Raw genomic sequence first — 17635 nt, 5'->3', positions numbered from 1 at the left:
GAGGCAATTAAACTGTTTTAATATTATATTTGATAGTATTCATTACAAACAATAATGCCTTGTAGCTCAATACATAAATTAAAACTTAAACTAACTCGAAGTAAATCATTACAGCTTTCAACAAAAAAGCGAATTGACCTAAGAGCAAAATTGTTTGGAATAACATCTCAATTTTCAAGTAAAATACCGAAGCCCTTTTTTAGCTTTATTTTACTTTTTTTTTCAACGTTTAGCTACGCGCAACTACCAGACTTCAACTTAAACGTCACTCCTATTGACGAAACTTGTTCTGGTAATGGTGCTCTACAAATGGAAGTTTCCAATACAGCATCAGGAGCTGATATTACATATACACTTTACATTTTACCTGACGACTCTACTCCTGTTGCTCAAACATCAACCAACTCATTTAATAATCTTTTTGCAGGAAACTACAAAGTGGTTGCAACCCAATCGTTAAATGGAGACGAAAACACCCAAGAGCAAGAAGCAACTATTAACAACTTAACTACCGAACTGGATTTTGAAATTAGCCACACAACTGCTACATCCTGTAACCAAACTGCCACATTAATTGTAAATGTAACATCTGGTGACGCAGCATTGTATGAAATTACTTCTGGACCAATAACTGTTGCACCACAAACCTCAAATGAATTTTCCAATTTAACACCAGGAACTTATGTTGTACGCGTATATGATGAATGTGAAAACGCACTATCTAAAACCTACACATTAATTCTTGGCGAAAATGACATTACTATTGAGCAATCAGTACTTCCAGTTGTTTATAGCTCTTGTTCAGAAATAGAAATAACCAATAGCATCAATGCGCCTCCTGAAAACCCTATAATTTATCCACTAACCATAACTTATACAATTTATCCTCCTGATGGCTCTCCTGAAATTGTAATTGTTGAAGAAATGACCTCAGGACCTGAGCTACAGTTTAACATTAGCCAAAGCATTATGACTTTTGGTGAAGAAACATTTACAGTAAACATTACAATTACTGATGCTTGCAACAATGTTTTTGAAAGAGATAATGAAATTGACCCAAACCCAAAAGTAATGTTGTTTCCTACTGAAGCATACTGCGGAAAATTTTTAAACCTTATAGTAAACAACTTCTTACCTCCTTATCAAGTTGAATTCATTGAAGCTCCTGAAGGTTTTATACCTTCAGTTTACAATGAAGAATACCCTGGACCTTACAACAATAATGTTGTAGTTTTCGAAACAGAAGGAAACCCTGTACCTTACGGAACATACACTATAAATCTTATAGATGCTTGTGGCAGATCTGGCACACATACTCTACTCTTGGAAGAAATTCCTCTAGAGCCAAATCTAGTAGTTAACAATACAGGGTGTTCGGTAGACTCTGGCTTTATAAATGTTTCAATTCCAGATCGAGAAATTGTATCTGCTACAGTAACTGTAGCTCCAGTATCTTATGAAAACACCTTACCAGATGATATTTCAGAAAATATCAATAATGGTGCTTTAAGTTTAAGTAATTTAGGAAGTGGAATTTATACTATACTAGTTATCGATGATTGCGGAAGTGAATACATCATTGAAACAATTGTTCCTGAATTTGTAATGCAAGAACTATCAGTTATAGCAAAACCAAATTGCTTAACCGAAACCGGATCTTTACGTCTTGCTAGTGGACATGGTAGCCTTACTTCAGTTTTAATTTCATCGGCTCCATCTAACTATACACCTTCACTTCCTGATGATGTAAGTGAAAATATAGCTGACTCAGGTTTTTTCTTTATGAACAACCTTCCTGCTGGAGATTACACTTTTGAATTAGTTGACGAATGCGGATTTCAATACACTGAAAATGTTTACATAAATGCATACATCAGCACTCCAAGTGCTTATACTTTAAACAGAAACTGTGGTTCTTTTGATGTTGGTATTAACGATTCTGACGATTCAGTAGTTTCAAAAACCTATTGGTTTCAAAGGTATTTTCCTGAAACCGAAACATGGGGACACCCAAATACTGGAAGTCCATATACCGAAGGTGATATTCCTAATAGCTCTACAGCCATTCAAATTTTGAATGAGCAAACCATTTACAACATTTTTTTAACTGGAGAATTTAGACTTATTAAGGTGTTTCAACCATTCAACAACCAAAACCCTAACGATTTTTGTTTAGATATTTTTGCAAACTTCTCAGTGTTTTCAAACCTTGTTATTTCTGGTGTTTATAATTTAGGTTGCGATGGTGGTAGCGGACCATCAGATGCTATTGTAGACGTTGTTGGCGTTGGTCCTTTTAACTTTAGTATTATTTCGCCTTTTGAATTTGATAATGGTGAAAGCAACACGTTCTTAAATTTAAATGCAGGAACTTACGAGATAAAAGTTGAAGATGCTTGCGGAAATATTGAAAACACTGTAATAAATATTGAAAACCTATTACCAGTTGTAAATATTACCCAACCTGACAATCTACTGTTCTGTACTGATACCAATAGCAATTCTGAAACCTTTAGTTTAAACGATCAAAATGCATTAATTCTAGGTAATCAAAACCCAAATAATTTCACCGTTAGTTACCATCTCAATCAAGCAGATGCTAACTCAGGCGATAATGCACTACCTAACAACTATACAAACACAAACAATCCACAAACTATCTATACAAGAGTTATTCATAACACATTAGATGTTTGTTATGCAACTACCTCTTTTCAAATTCAAGTTGGCGATATTCCTGTTGTTGATGACGATCAAACTATTTCTATTTGCGATGGAAGCACTACAACATTAACTGCAACATCAGGTTATGATGCTTACGAATGGTCTACTGGAGAAACTTCTCAAAGTATTGCAGTAAGCCAAGGTGGAAATTATTCGGTTACTGTAAAGAATATGTACGGTAACAATAGTTGTGAGGCTATTCAAAATTTCACAGTCTACACCTCTAGTATCGCAACTATTGAAAACATAGAAACTATTGATTGGACTGCCAACAGCAACTCCATTTCTGTTTCAGTTTCAGGAACTGGAAATTATGTATTTTCTTTGGATGGTATTATTTATCAAGAATCAAATGTTTTCAATAATCTTCCAGCTGGTTCTTATACTGTTTTTGTTAAAGATTTAAATGATTGTGGTATTGTTACTGAAGACGTTTCAATATTAAATTATCCAAGTTTTTTCACTCCAAACAATGATGGTTACAACGATTATTGGCAAATCATAGAATCGCAAACTGAACCTAGTTTAGAAGTTACCATTTTTGATCGATTCGGAAAAATACTAACGTCTTTTTATGGCAATCATTTTGGTTGGGATGGTACGTATAATGGAAACAATATGCCAACCAATGATTATTGGTTTTTAGTGAAACGTGCTGACGGAACAACTCATAGAGGTCACTTTACTCTAAAAAGATAAAAAGCTCCTTTCGGAGCTTTTATTTATTTCTTAAGAATACTTATCGCAAAACCGCCTCCTTCTGCTAATTTCACTGAAAGATTTGAGCCTTTTGATACTTCAATTTTTTCAATTATGATGTCTAAAGGATTATTATCCCAATGTGCTTTATCTCCATCTCTGTAAATTACAGCTTCGTAGCTCTGGTTTTCATCTAAAAAGTCGAAAGTTAAATCTAAAGTTCTTGCATTTTCATCTGTAATACCACCAACAAACCAATTACCTGTTTCACGCTCTTGTCTTGCTATGGTTACATAATCGCCAACCACACCATTCAGCACTTTGGTTTGTTGCCAATCTACACCAACATCTTTTATAAATTGAAGTGGCTCTGGGTTGGCTTCGTAATGTTCTACCAAATCAGCGGCCATTTGTATTGGACTATAAATCACCACATACAATGCTAATTGCTGAGCAATCGTAGTGTTTACCTGATTGTCTGGTTTGTATTCATCAAACTTAATATTGAAAATTCCTGGTGTATAATCTATTGGACCAGACAACATTCTTGTAAAAGCAACTATTGGTAAGTGCTCTGGTGGATTACCTCCATCGCTTGCCCAAGCATTAAATTCTTGTCCTCTTAAACCTTCGCGAGAAATGATATTAGGATAGGTTCTTCTTAAGCCTGTTGCTTTAATAGGTTCGTGTGCGTTAACTGCCACTTCATATTTTGCCGCTTTTATAGCTGCACTGTTATAGTGGTTTACCATATACTGTCCGTGATGATATTCACCTTTAGGGAGTATCTTACCAACATAACCAGATTTTACCGAGTGCATACCATATTTTTGCATTAATGCATAGGCTGTGTCTTGTTGCTTAGTATACGTTTCTGTTGCTGCAGAGGTTTCGTGGTGCATTATAATTTCTACACCTTTTTCTTTGGCATATCGTGTTACCTCATCTAAATCATAGTCTGGATAAGGTGTTACAAAATCGAACACACCTTCACGGTCTTCAAAACCAATCCAATGTTCCCAACCTGTATTCCAACCTTCAACTAAAACACCACCAATGTTATTTTTTGCTGAAAAGTCTATAAAACGTTTTACATTTTCAGTATTCGCTCCGTGTTTTCCGTGTGCACCTCCTGTATCTGTCCACGTACTCATATTCTGAGTCATCCCATAATCCCAAGAGGATTTTCCTAAATGCATTTCCCACCAAACACCTGTGTACTTCATTGGTGTAAACCAAGATACATCTCCAAGTTTATTTGGTTCATTTAGATTCACGGTTAAATTTGATTCTATAAGCTCTGGTGCATTATCTGAGATTTGAATTGTTCTCCAAGGTGTCTCAAAAGGTAACATTCGTTTCACCTTATAATCGGTGTTTTCTGAACCAACTAAATTGCTCTTTAAATCAAGATTTTTAGTATCTACTTTTAAGGTCATACCAGAATAATCGATCAGAGCTGCTTCGTGAAAACTCAAATGTGTTCCATCTGCACCAACCATAGTAACTGGTGTATTTACAGCATTTTCCGGAATATACGTTTGCGCTAAATTTTTATGGTTTGCAAACTGTAAGGCATCAACCTCTGATAACTTTGTAGTATTATACAAATGCTCATAAATATCCCAATCTCCAGGAATCCAAAAGGTGTTGTAATCTTCAGTTAAGTTAAACTCCGTATGTTCATCCTTAATTAGTGCTTCTTTAAAGTTAGCTTGTTCTGGGAATTCGTACCTAAATCCAATACCATCGTCATACACTTTGAAAACAAGGTTTAGTTTTCGTTTTAATTCTGATGTTTCTTGTAATTCAACTCTTAATTCATTGTAATGGTTTACTACATCTACTTGTTCTCCCCAAGGCATTTGCCAAGTCTCATTGAACGTGCTTGTTGTTGTATTTACAATATTGAAATTATCCTTTAAAGCTTTAGCATTTGTAAACTCAAACCCTAAGTAAGAGCTATCTACTACGGTTTTGTTATTGAACATTACTGTGTAAAACGGTTGTCCCTGAGCATTAAGGTTGAAATTTACTTTCACTTCACTATTTGGCGAAGTCACTTCAGTAATATGTTTTTCCTTTTGATTACAAGAAAAGAAAAGGACTGTAAGGATTAATGGGATAAGATTGAATTTCATTAAGATTGATTTATTGTCTTTCGATTAAAATGATATTAGCATTCGAATTTATGATAATTTTTCCATTTTCTACAGTGGCTTTAACACCAGAATATGCATCTTGAAGTTTATCTCCTTCTTCAAAAACTTTAGAAACATCGATAACTTTTTCGCCTTTTGGTAAGTCTAAACCAACAATTACCAAATCTTTAAAGTCGCCTTGCTGATAGCTTCTGTAAAATAAATAAGGCTCTTGGGTTATCATTTGATGCTTACCAGCACCTACAGCAGGATGATTTGTTCTGAATTGTCCCAACTTTTGCCAATGCTCTAAAACTGCTTTTGTTTTTGGGTCTGAATTTAAAGCTTCCCAATTCATAAATGAACGTAAGGTAGCATCACCTTCAGTGCCTTCTATAACCAATGATCTTGCAGACTCATCTCCATAATAAACTTGCGATGTTCCTGGTGATAGTAATAATCTATTTGCGGTCTCGTATGGTTTTTCTCTTTTAGCATCAAACGGACTACCATCATCGTGAGAACTTAAATAATTTAATGTTCCAAAACCTTTTAATGGACCTTTTAAACTATCATTATATTTTTTAAACGCATCTTCATAACTCAACTCTTTTGAGTTCCATTTGAATTCAAAATTGATTAAACTTTGAAAACTTGGTGGATTAAAATAGTTCACTTTTCTATCTCCATAATCATAAAATTGTCCTCCACTAATGCCATAGTTATACACTTCGCCAACCAAATAGAAGTTGTTACCGTCTAAAACCTTATCTGGATTGTTTTTCTTATACGTTTCAAAAGCATAATCACATTCTTTCTTAAACTCTTGCCATACATATTCTTCTGTGTGTTTTACGGTATCTACACGGTAACCATCAATACCAAAATCAGTAATGTAATCCGTTAACCATTTCATTATGTAAAAACGAGGTGCTCTTGGATGCCCTGTTCGTTCAAAAAAAGCATCGAGCTCTTTCACTTCTTGCTCGTAACGACCTTCTGCTTTCCATTTTTCTACCAATTGTGGTGGTAGTTCCACATTTTCATTACTTTCAGTTCTGATATCTGGAAGGTTAGCTACCAATGTACAACTGATGGTGTTATCATAACTATCATAAGTACATTGCTTGTCTGTTCTTACCCATTCGTCTGGCCAAACTGGGTCTTTTTCTGTCACAGGTCCTGTGTGGTTTATAACAGCATCTAGCACAATACGAATTCCTTTTGCGTGTGCTTCCTTTACCAGTTCTTTCAAATCCTCTTCAGTTCCGAAATTTGGATCAATTTTAGTCCAATCTTTTGCCCAATAACCGTGAAAACCATAAGTAAAACCTGTACCTTCATCTGTTCCTCCATGGATTTGCTCTACAATTGGTGTCATCCAAATTGCATTTATGCCCAAATCGGTAAAATAGCCTTCTTTAATTTTTTGTGTAATCCCTTTGATGTCGCCTCCTTCAAAACCACGCAATTTTCCCGTTTCTTTTGTTCTGTCAAAGTTAACATCGTTAGAGGTGTCTCCGTTATTGAATCTGTCTGTCAATAAAAAATATAAGTTAGCACCTTCCCAGACAAATGGTGTTACTGGTTTTGGTGCTTCTTGCTTCTGTTCTTGATTGCAAGACATTGCTAAGGTAATCGTAAGTATTGCTAGAGTTAATTTTTTCATTGGTGTTTATTTTCTGCGTAACTAGAATTTAAATTATTCTTTGATTTTTAGAATGAAAGATTCCAGAGGTTTTATATCTATCCTCACTTTTGCTCTACTGTTTTCAACTTTTAAGGTTGACGTATAATTCTTGTACAACTGATCTTCCACTTGATAGTCTCCTTCTTTCAAAGCTAATTTTGAGACCAAATCTTCTGGTAATTGCAATTCAAAACCATAGGTGTTTTCTGCATTAAAGTTTGAAATTACAATGAGTTTTTCATCTTCACTCCAACGTGCAAAACTTAAGACCTTATCGTTGTACCACTCAGTATGTTGTTGATTGTAATGATGCAAATCTTGATAGTCTCCCATTAAAGCGTCACTGGTAATCGTGAAGTTTAATAAGCGCTTATAAAAATCTCTCAATGTTTTTTCGTCTTCGGTAGATTGTCCTCCATCAAACTGTTTGTTGTTTACCCAACGCACAACGCTTGGTACACTTCCATAATCGAAAATTGAGGTTCGGGTTGGGTCGCCAAAACCTAAATCTTCTTCGGCTTTTTCGCCAAATTCCTGACCGAAATATACCATTGTTGGCGATGTGCTTATAGTTGCAGACACCACCATTGCTGGCTTTCCTTTTTCAGCATTACCTGCAAAATCTGGACTCGCAATACGCTGTTCATCGTGATTTTCTAAAAAATGAAGCATATGATGCTCAATATCTTTTAAATCCTCTTGAATTGGCGGAATATTGTAAGTGCTTCCGTGACCTTGCATCACGTGTTTTATGGTGTCATACAATTGTACTTTATCGTACAGGTAATCCATTTTTCCTTTTTTGATGTAATCTCTGTACAAATGCGGTTGATAAACCTCAGCGAGTAAAAAGGCATCTGGATTCTGCATTTTGATGTGCGAATTCATATAACTCCAAAATTCCACAGGTACCATTTCTGCCATATCAAATCGGAAACCGTCTACGCCTTTGGCTGTCCAATACAGTGCAATGTCTTTAAACTTTACCCAAGAACTTGGTATGGTTTTGTCTTTCCAAAAGTTATAATGTGCTTTGTAATCTTCGTTATCGAAACCTTCAGGTAATTCATCAAAATCCTTTTTACCTTCTGGATTTATTCCATAGTTAACTTTTACGGTTTCGTACCAATCGTGCATATTTGGCTGCGACGCTCTTGAACCATTACCTGTCCATTTTGCAGGAATTTCCTCAAACTTACTATCAGCTTTTGGGTGATTTTCGCCTCCCAAAGGTTGGTAACCATTTTCCCAATTTGGCACTTTAAATGGTTCTCCTGGATTGTAATAAAAGTTGTTATTGACTGCGTAAGTCACGGTTTTGTCATCTTCTGCACCAAAATCTGTTACACCTTCAGGATTCGTTAAACTCTGATAATTACGAGCTACATGGTTTGGCACAATGTCTATTAACACTTTTAAACCTGCGTTGTGTGAACGCTCAATTAAAGCTTCAAACTCTTGTAGTCTATTCTCAACATTATCGGCTAAATCTGGATTGACATTATAGTAATCCTTTACGGCATAAGGCGAACCTGCGCGACCTTTTACAATATCTGGATCGTCGTTAGAAATGCCGAATTCAGTATAATCAGTAATCACATCATGATGTGGCACACCTGTGTACCAAATATGTGTGACTCCAAGATCTTTGATTTCAGCAAGTGCTTTATCTGTGAAGTCATTGAATTTACCAACGCCATTTTCTTCTAAAGTTCCCCAAGGTTTGTTGTTGGTATTGGTATTTCCGAATAGTCTTGTAAATACTTGATAAACGACTTCTTTCTTTTTCATTTTTTGCTTTGTTGCATTTGCTTTCAATTCACTATTATTTGATGTCGTGTTGTTTTCATTTTTACAACTGAATATCACTGAAGCGATTAAAATTAGAGCAACTATATAGTTTGAACGCATATTATTTGTTAAGCTTTATTTTAATTTCTTTCTCGGTTGTAGTATCCCAAATCACATCAAGTCTTAAGGTTTCATTATTGATATTGTAATCACCTTCAACTTTTTGACTTCCTACTTTTATTGTTTTTGGTGTTTTAGAAATGTTATGAATAACAAGCTCGATTTCTTTTATTTCACTTGAAAAATGCTTGCCAATTTCTGCATTAAACTCAAATTCTAAATAGCGTTGATTGCTTTCAGATTTGAATTCGAGAATTTCGTAGTTCCCTTTTTCAAAAGCATTAATAGTTGAACCATTGTCATTATACATTTGATAATCACTATTTCCTACATCTTTATCATAATAATAATGAAGTTCTAATACCGAACCATTGTAGGTTTTTGTTGATTGCATTGGTTTTGCCATAGGAATAAAACTTCCTCCTCTCACAAATGTTGGTATGCTATTCTCTTTTATTTCGTAATTAATTGGATGACCTCCTTTGTATAATTCATCAGAATAAAAATCAAACCAATTAGATGTTTTTGGCAGATAAATCACTTGATTTTTTGCTCCAGCATAGGTCACTGGTGAAACCAAAATATCACTTCCCCATAAATAGGCAGTATCATCACTATATAAAATATCTTTACACTCTTCAAAAAACAATGGTCGCATTAATGGTGCTCCTGTTTGGTTGTTTTCAAACATAAGGTTGTAATTATAAGGCAACAACTTGTAGCGTAATTCTATGGCTTGTTTTGCCAAGGCTTTGACTTTCTCACTTCTAAAAACCGGTTCACTAGGAACGTCTTCTTGCGCATGAGGTCTATAAATTGGTTGAAAAACGCCATACTGAAGCCAACGCACATACAGTTCATCATCAAGGTTTGCTCCTGCAAAACCACCAAGATCACTATGCATATAGGCTAATCCTTGCATTCCCATTTGCAATGCAATTTCTGGCTGACTTTGTAATCCGCCCCAAGTTCTGTTGACGTCTCCAGACCAAGGCACTAAACCATAGCGTTGCGAACCTGAATAACCAGCACGCATTAAAATAAATGGTCGTTGATTTGGTAAAGCTTCATGAAAAGCATCTTGAACCAGTTTTGCCCAATCGTGACCAAAAGTATTATGAACTTCATCAGCTGTTCCTGTTGCATGAATTACACTGAAAGGATGTACTTCGGGTTCTCCTAAATCTCCCCAAATTCCAGTTACACCAAGATTCAACAAGTCTTTATTTATGCCTTTAAACCAATTGTAACCAGACTTACTATATACATCTACCAAGCCTGTGTTTCCGAAGAAAAAATCATAGGTTGCTGGGTTGCCCAAGCTATCTTTTGCTAAAACATTGTTAGTAACCGCTTCGTTCCAACGGTTAGAAGTTGTTAATATAAATGGTTCTGTAATGAGAATTGTTTCTACATTTTTGCCCTGTAATTCCTTAATCATTTGTTTTGGATTTGGAAACGAATCTCTATGAAATTCTAAATTACCCATGGTTCCCATAACCTCTTTTCCAAACCAATACAAATCCAGAATCACTGCGTCAACAGGAATATGTTCTTTTCTAAAAGCATCAATGGTTTTTAATGTTTCTTCTTGAGAATGATAACCAAATCTGCTTGAAAAATTTCCTAAAGCCCAACGAGGCAACATAGGTTGTTTTCCTGTTAAATCGGTGTAATTATCTATGACATCATACCAAGAATCCCCAACAATGACTTGATACGTTTTACGACCAGAAATGGTTTCGTAAGTTAGTGTATTGTCGCCTTTACTATCTAAATCTAAATATCCTATTGGAGCATTGTCAAAATGTACCATATACTGTTTTGACGACATCACAATTGGCAAGGTAAAATTCATTAACTCACTTGTAGTTTCATAGCCATAATGCGCTTTATTATAAAGCTGCAAACGATGACCACGACGATTCATTCCTAAAGCTCTTGTTCCAGCTCCATACAACACTTCATCAGGTGTTAAACTAAATTGAATGGTCTCAAAAGCATCATTTTTTTTGTAGCCATTTTTTTCTGAAATGACTTCTTTTCCGTCTTTCCAATACGAAATATTGAAAGGTGATTTGGTTATAAGAACCGATAAATCTTTAGATTTTAACGTCACTTCTGAATTGGTTTCAGAAAATTGAATATCAGAAAACCCTTTGTTTAAAACCACTGCGTGAGATGGCTTTGCTCTCGCAGTTTCACCTTTTGGCAGAAAGGTGGTTTCTGCAATTTTAGATGTAAAGAATTGAATGTTATATGAACCATCAGATACTTTCACGTTTAGCTCATTATTATTAAAAGAAGCATTAACAAACTCACGCGTTTTTATAGCATCTTGAAACAACCACGTAATAGCTTCTTCAAAATTTTCTCGCCATAATGTTTCGTTGTGTTTTCCGTCAGGAACAACTTTTGACCTTATGTTTTCAGCTGAAAAACCATTGTTTTTTAAAACAGAAATCATTTGATTCATGTCTTTAACGGTCTGACTTATCTCATCAAAACCTGCTTTTTTACCTTCTTTTCCACCTGCAAGGAAATACATTTTTGTATCGTTTAGATTTGCATGTGATTTTGTGTAATTTTCAATTTCTGGTGCAAACCAAAATGCTGGTGAATACACACCTATTTTTCCGAATACGTTAGGATATTTTAAGGCTGCATAATGCGAAATTAAACCTCCCATTGAACTCCCAAAAATGGCTGTGTGCTTTTTATCTTTTAAGGTGTTGTAATTAGCATCAATGTATGGTTTTAGTGTATTGACGATAAACTCTAAATAAGCATCGCCTTCGCCTCCGCCATATTTTTCATTTTTGAAAGGTGAATACTCATCCAGACGCTTATCAGCGCCATTATCAATACCAACAACTATAAGCTTTAAATTTTTATTTCGAAATAGTTTATCTAGTGTTTCATCAACACTCCATTCATTTGAATATGAAGATGTTTTTTTATCAAATAAATTTTGTCCGTCGTGCATATACACAACAGGATACGATTGATTTGAGGTCTGATAATCTGCTGGCAAATACAACCAAACACGACGTTTGCGGTTGAGTTGCGGCATGTTGAACGTATCTGATAGAACTGTAACCTGCTTTGTGACTGTTGAAGCATTTTCAACATCAAATAAATTGTCCCAACCTACTATCTTTAGTTTTAAAGTATCTGGTTTACTACCAAATGTGTAACTACGATTTTCAATAGCAAAACCTTTTTTGTCACACTCAACAGAACTCCAAGCACCTTGAGTAAACTTGAAATTAATAGTGCCTTCGCTTTGAGGTAATGTGATGGTATAACGACCATCTTGTAACTCTAATTGATAGGCTTTTTGTCCTCCAGACCAACCTTCAAAATCACCTGAAATAAATATTGAAGCATTTTCTGGTGTTTCCTTTGGCACTTGCTCTACAACAATAGTAACTTGAGCAAATGTTGTTTGGAATAAAAGAAGACATAAGATGTAGGTTAGTTGTTTCATTTAAGTTTTGTTGTTAATACTATGGCTCCTTTTTCTTTTAAAACAATGCTATCTTTCCAAATTACAGTTTCTCCTGTAAATACATTTTTTAATGTTTTTCCTGTTAAACCTAATTCTTCAAATCGGTTTGTGTTCAAATTAAAAGTGTCTTCATTTTTGTTCAGAATATGAACAACTGTTTCGTCATCATTAAACCTTGCTAAAACATAGGTGTTGTTTTCTGGTGCAAAGTGCATGGTTTTTCCATTATGAATGGCTTTAGAGTTTTTTCTAAAATTCATCAATTTAGAGACATAACTCTGCATATCTTTTTTAGTTTCTTCCAGATTGTCGCCTGTAAATGCATTTACGGCATCACCTTCCCAACCACCAGGAAAATCGGTACGAATTAATCCGTGATCACCTGGTTTATCAAAATCATTCATTAAGATTTCTGTACCATAATACATTTGAAACGTACGCGGTAATACTGCCAAATAGCTCAACGCCATTTTCGTGTTGGTAATATCACCTTGTAATTGCGTAAAAATACGGCTCATATCGTGGTTGTCTGGAAACACTAAAATGTCTTCAGGTCTTGTATAATGAAAATCATTAGCCAATGCTGTGTATATTTCTTTAAGACCAGTTCCCCAAGTTTCTTCGTTTTTTAATCCAGAAACTATTTTTTCTTGCATAGCAAAATCCATTGTTGAGCGTAAGTTAGAGTCATAACCATCTGCATTTTGATGACCATCTTGCCAATATCCAATTAACAACGGATTGCTTGACCATTCTTCACCTACAATATTAAAATTTGGATATTCTGCCATTATAGCTCCAGCCCAATCGCTCATGAAATCTTTGTCAGGATATGGATAAGTATCTTGTCGAATACCACCAAGGCCTAGTGTTTCTATCCACCAAATACTATTTTGAATAAGATACTTTGCCATAAACGGATTACGTTGATTAAGATCTGGCATTGCTTGCACAAACCAACCATCACTCATTTCTTGTTTATCAATTTTTGAAGCATAGTTATCTTGGTTTACCGTTCTTCTGTGTGATGAACGTTTTACAATCTCATTACTCCAAGTAGCTTTATTTGCTTCGTAATGCGCTTGGTAATTTACCCAATCACTAAATGGTAAGTCTTTCATCCACCAATGTTCCAAACCGCAATGGTTTGCGACTTGGTCCATAATTAGCTTCATATTATTTTTTCGTAATTCGTCAGCTAATTTTCGGTAGTCTTCGGTTGTACCAAATCTTGGATCTACTTGATAATAATCAGTAATAGCATAACCATGATACGATGCATGATGCATGTCGTTAGTTAGCACAGGACAAGGCCAAACAGCAGTAAAACCTAAATCTTTAATATAGTTTACATGCTCTGTAATTCCTTGAAGATCGCCTCCATGACGTGCATAATCATTGGTTCTATCTATGTGTTTTTCGTTTAGATTATCAAACGTATCATTGTTTGGATTAGCGTTTGCAAAACGATCTGGTGTGATTAGATAAATAGCATCTGAACTATTAAACCCTACAAAATCTTCAGCTGATTTTTCTCTAGCTTTAAGCTCGTAAGTTGTTACTAGTTCTTCGTTGTTATCATTCTTAAATATGATATTGAAAGTTCCTGCTTTGGTACTGTTTGAAATGATGACATCTATAAACAGGTAGTTATTGCTTTTTTCTGCTTTACTTACATGTGCAATAGTTACTCCAGGATATTCAATACTTGGTTGGTAACTCCCAATATTTTGGTGATGTACTAATAACTGCAAGCTATCATTTTTAAAACCAGTCCACCAATTAGGTGGTTCTACGCGATCAATATCGTTTTTATCAATCAACGCTTTAGGTTGACTGCTGGCTATTGATGTAGAAGTTTGCTCTTTACAAGACACACTTAAAACCAATAGAAGCATTAAAAATATAGGTGTGTACGTTTTCATGTTAAAATAGTTTTAAGTGTGTTTTTACTTATTAAACAGTAACCAAGCTATTAGCTTCAATCGTTACTTTTTTATCGTTTACCAAGATGTCTAAACTTTCGCCACCTTCTAGTTCGAAGTTGGTTTTACCTTGGTTAACATTCACTTTTATGATTTGATTTCTAAAGTTGATTTTAAACGAATAACCATCCCATTCTTTTGGGATTTTAGGTGAAAAAGACAAGGTATTATCTTTTACACGCATTCCGCCAAAACCTTCAACAATACTCATCCAAGTTCCTGCCATAGATGTAATATGTAAGCCTTCGTGAACTTCTTTATTATAATCATCTAAATCTAATCGCGATGTTCTTAAATAAAACGTATAAGCTTGTTCCATACGGTCTATTTTTGCCGCTTGAATACTATGAACACAAGGTGACAATGAACTTTCGTGAACAGTATATGGCTCGTAAAAATCGAAATGACGCTCTAACTCTTCAGTAGAAAAATGATCTTCAAAGAAATAGAAACCTTGTAATGTATCGGCTTGTTTTATGTAAGGCGAACGCAAAATGCGATCCCAAGACCAATATTGGTTTATAGGACGTTGACTAGCATCTAGCTCATCAACTTTAATTAATTCTTTATCTAAAAACCCGTCTTGCTGTAAGTACACATTATGCTCTTCAGAATATGGGAAATACATAGCATCAGCAACCGATTTCCATTGTGCTATTTCAGCTTTAGACAGCTTAACTTTGTTCATTATTCTAGTAAAGTCTGTATCGTATTCTGCTTCAACTTTACTAATATTTTCAATAGCATAATCTATACACCATTTAGCTATATAGTTAGTATACCAGTTGTTGTTTACGTTGTTTTCGTACTCATTTGGTCCTGTAACACCTAAAATAACATACTTATTTTTTGCTGTTGAAAACGTAGCGCGTTGGTGCCAAAAACGGGCAATACCAATAAGCACTTCCAAGCCTTTTTCAGGTATGTAACTGTAATCGTTTGTAAACCTGTGGTAGTTATAAATAGCAAAAGCAATAGCACCATTACGATGAATTTCTTCAAAAGTAATTTCCCATTCGTTATGACATTCTTCTCCATTCATAGTTACCATTGGGTACAATGCTGCGCCATTAGTAAAGCCTAATTTTTCAGCATTCTCAATAGCTTTTTGAAGATGATTATATCTGTACTCCAATAAGCTTCTTGCTACTTTTTGGTCTTTTGTAGCCATGTAAAACGGAATGCAATATGCTTCGGTATCCCAATAGGTACTTCCACCATATTTTTCGCCTGTAAATCCTTTTGGACCAATATTTAATCTAGAATCTTTTCCTAAATACGTCTGATTTAAATGAAAGATATTAAAACGAATACCTTGTTGCGCTTTTACATCACCACTAATGGTAATATCTGCCATATCCCAAATGTTAGCCCAAGCTTGTTTTTGTTGCTCTAGCAAAGTATCAAAACCAAGTTGTGTAGCTGTTGCCAACACTGATTTTGCTGCAGTTACCAACGCGTTTTTGTCATGGTTTCTATCTACAGTGTAACCTCCAAATTTATGAATGGCATATGTTTCGCCTTGCTTGACGTTTTGCTTATAGCTGTAAGATACTAATGTTGCATCTGCACTAACGTTTGGCTCGACTAATACCGACTTACCATTGATAAAAACCTTTGATTCCATGAACGTGCATGTATAAAAATCGGTTTTCATGGTTTTAGCCTGAATAAACGCTTGGTTATTATCGTGACTTACTTGAGTAGTGTCCCAAAACTTATCGTCCCAGTTGGTATCTTCGTTTGTAATTCCTGAATCTATATAAGGTTGAAATACAATTTCAGCATCACTATTTAATGGTGTTACTTGATAATTGATTACTCCCATTTCGTCTTGGTTAAGACTTAAAAAACGTTTTGCGTTAACTTCTACTTCTATACCATTTTGAAGTGTTGCCTTAAAAGTTCTAGACAACCAACCTTCTTTCATATTAAGTTCTCGTCTAAAATCTTGAACCGTTTTACACTTGTTTAGGTCTAACTGTTCGCCATTTATTGCCACATTAATACCAATCCAGTTTGGCGCATTAAGTACTTTTGCAAAATATTCTGGGTAGCCGTTTTTCCACCAACCAACACGTGTTTTATCAGGATAATATACACCTGCTATGTAGCTTCCTTGAAAGGTTTTTCCTGAATATTGTTCTTCAAAATTAGCGCGTTGTCCCATGGCTCCGTTGCCAATACTAAACAAACTTTCTGATGATTCTACGCGCTCTGCATGAAACCCTTCTTCTATGATTGACCAATTATCTGGTTTAATATAATCTTGGTTCATAATTTTAATATATTGTCTTGTTATCGCTACAACGACAACTTATTTCTTTATTAATTCTTCTATAAATTCTATACTTATTTCAGTGAAATCTTTAAACACATAATCTGCTTCAGATAACACTGTTTTATCACCTATACCAATTGAAATCATATTGGCATTATTTGCTGCTTGAACACCTGCTACAGAATCTTCAAACACAATACAATTTTCAGGCTTTTGGTTAAGTGCTTTTGCACCTATAAGGAATACTTCTGGATCTGGTTTTGCCTTACTTACATCGTTACCATCTACAATGGCTTGAAAGTTTGAAATAAGGTTTACTTTTTGAAGTATTTTTCTGGCGTTTTTACTTGCCGACCCTAAAGCTACGCCTTGATTATTTTCATTAAGATGATTTAAAATTTTTGGTACATCTGGAAGAATTTCGCTTTCTCCCATTTTATCTATGTAGCTTAAATAATCATCGTTCTTTTTTGCCATTAATGCCATAAACTCATCTTCTGAAATTGTTTTATTTCCCCAAGACAAGATTTTTTCTAAAGATTTTACACGACTTACACCTTTTAGTTGTTCGTTTTGTGTTTCAGTAAAATCAACATCAATACTATTGGCTAATTTTTTCCATGCTAAAAAATGGTATTTTGCAGTATCTACAATAACACCATCTAGGTCAAATATGAATCCTTTTGTATTCAT

At 34.9% G+C, this 17635-nt stretch carries 8 protein-coding genes; 1 reads left to right on the top strand and 7 read right to left on the bottom strand.

The features are described 5' to 3' along the window. Window positions 1-54: 54 nt before the first annotated feature. A complete protein-coding gene (locus ABD011_RS03800; protein ID WP_343795911.1) occupies window positions 55-3423 on the top strand; it encodes a T9SS type B sorting domain-containing protein in 3369 nt (1122 codons plus the stop codon). 23 nt (window positions 3424-3446) lie between these two features. Here the strand turns inward: ABD011_RS03800 and ABD011_RS03795 are convergent, their stop codons facing one another. The 7 genes from ABD011_RS03795 to pgmB all read right to left on the bottom strand — a co-directional run bounded on the left by ABD011_RS03795 (window position 3447) and on the right by pgmB (window position 17635). Continuing rightward, window positions 3447-5564: a glycoside hydrolase family 97 protein gene (locus tag ABD011_RS03795; protein WP_343795909.1), complete on the bottom strand. Its 2118-nt coding sequence runs from the start codon at window positions 5562-5564 to the stop codon at window positions 3447-3449. A 10-nt stretch (window positions 5565-5574) separates the two neighbouring features. Continuing rightward, window positions 5575-7233 carry an alpha-amylase family glycosyl hydrolase gene (locus ABD011_RS03790; protein ID WP_343795907.1) on the bottom strand — a complete coding sequence of 553 codons (1659 nt, stop codon included), beginning with the start codon at window positions 7231-7233 and terminating at the stop codon, window positions 5575-5577. 33 nt (window positions 7234-7266) lie between these two features. Continuing rightward, window positions 7267-9045 carry an alpha-amylase family glycosyl hydrolase gene (locus ABD011_RS03785; RefSeq protein ID WP_343795905.1) on the bottom strand — a complete coding sequence of 593 codons (1779 nt, stop codon included), beginning with the start codon at window positions 9043-9045 and terminating at the stop codon, window positions 7267-7269. A gap of 121 nt (window positions 9046-9166) precedes the next feature. Continuing rightward, window positions 9167-12655, bottom strand: coding sequence for a TIM-barrel domain-containing protein (locus tag ABD011_RS03780; protein ID WP_343795903.1), 3489 nt, complete (start codon window positions 12653-12655; stop codon window positions 9167-9169). Further along, a complete protein-coding gene (locus ABD011_RS03775) occupies window positions 12652-14601 on the bottom strand; it encodes a glycoside hydrolase family 13 protein (protein ID WP_343795901.1) in 1950 nt (649 codons plus the stop codon). Before ABD011_RS03775 ends, ABD011_RS03780 begins: the two co-directional genes overlap by 4 nt. 31 nt (window positions 14602-14632) lie before the next feature. Beyond that, window positions 14633-16939 carry a glycoside hydrolase family 65 protein gene (locus ABD011_RS03770; RefSeq protein WP_343795899.1) on the bottom strand — a complete coding sequence of 769 codons (2307 nt, stop codon included), beginning with the start codon at window positions 16937-16939 and terminating at the stop codon, window positions 14633-14635. Window positions 16940-16978: 39 nt separating this feature from the next. Next, on the bottom strand, window positions 16979-17635 hold the full coding sequence (gene pgmB, locus ABD011_RS03765; protein WP_335973614.1) for a beta-phosphoglucomutase: 657 nt from the start codon (window positions 17633-17635) through the stop codon (window positions 16979-16981).

Source organism: Gaetbulibacter jejuensis (assembly GCF_039524015.1).
Taxonomy (GTDB): Bacteria; Bacteroidota; Bacteroidia; order Flavobacteriales; family Flavobacteriaceae; genus Gaetbulibacter_B; species Gaetbulibacter_B jejuensis.
Note: the sequence above shows the minus strand (reverse complement) of the source record. Positions and strands in the feature narration are given on the sequence as shown.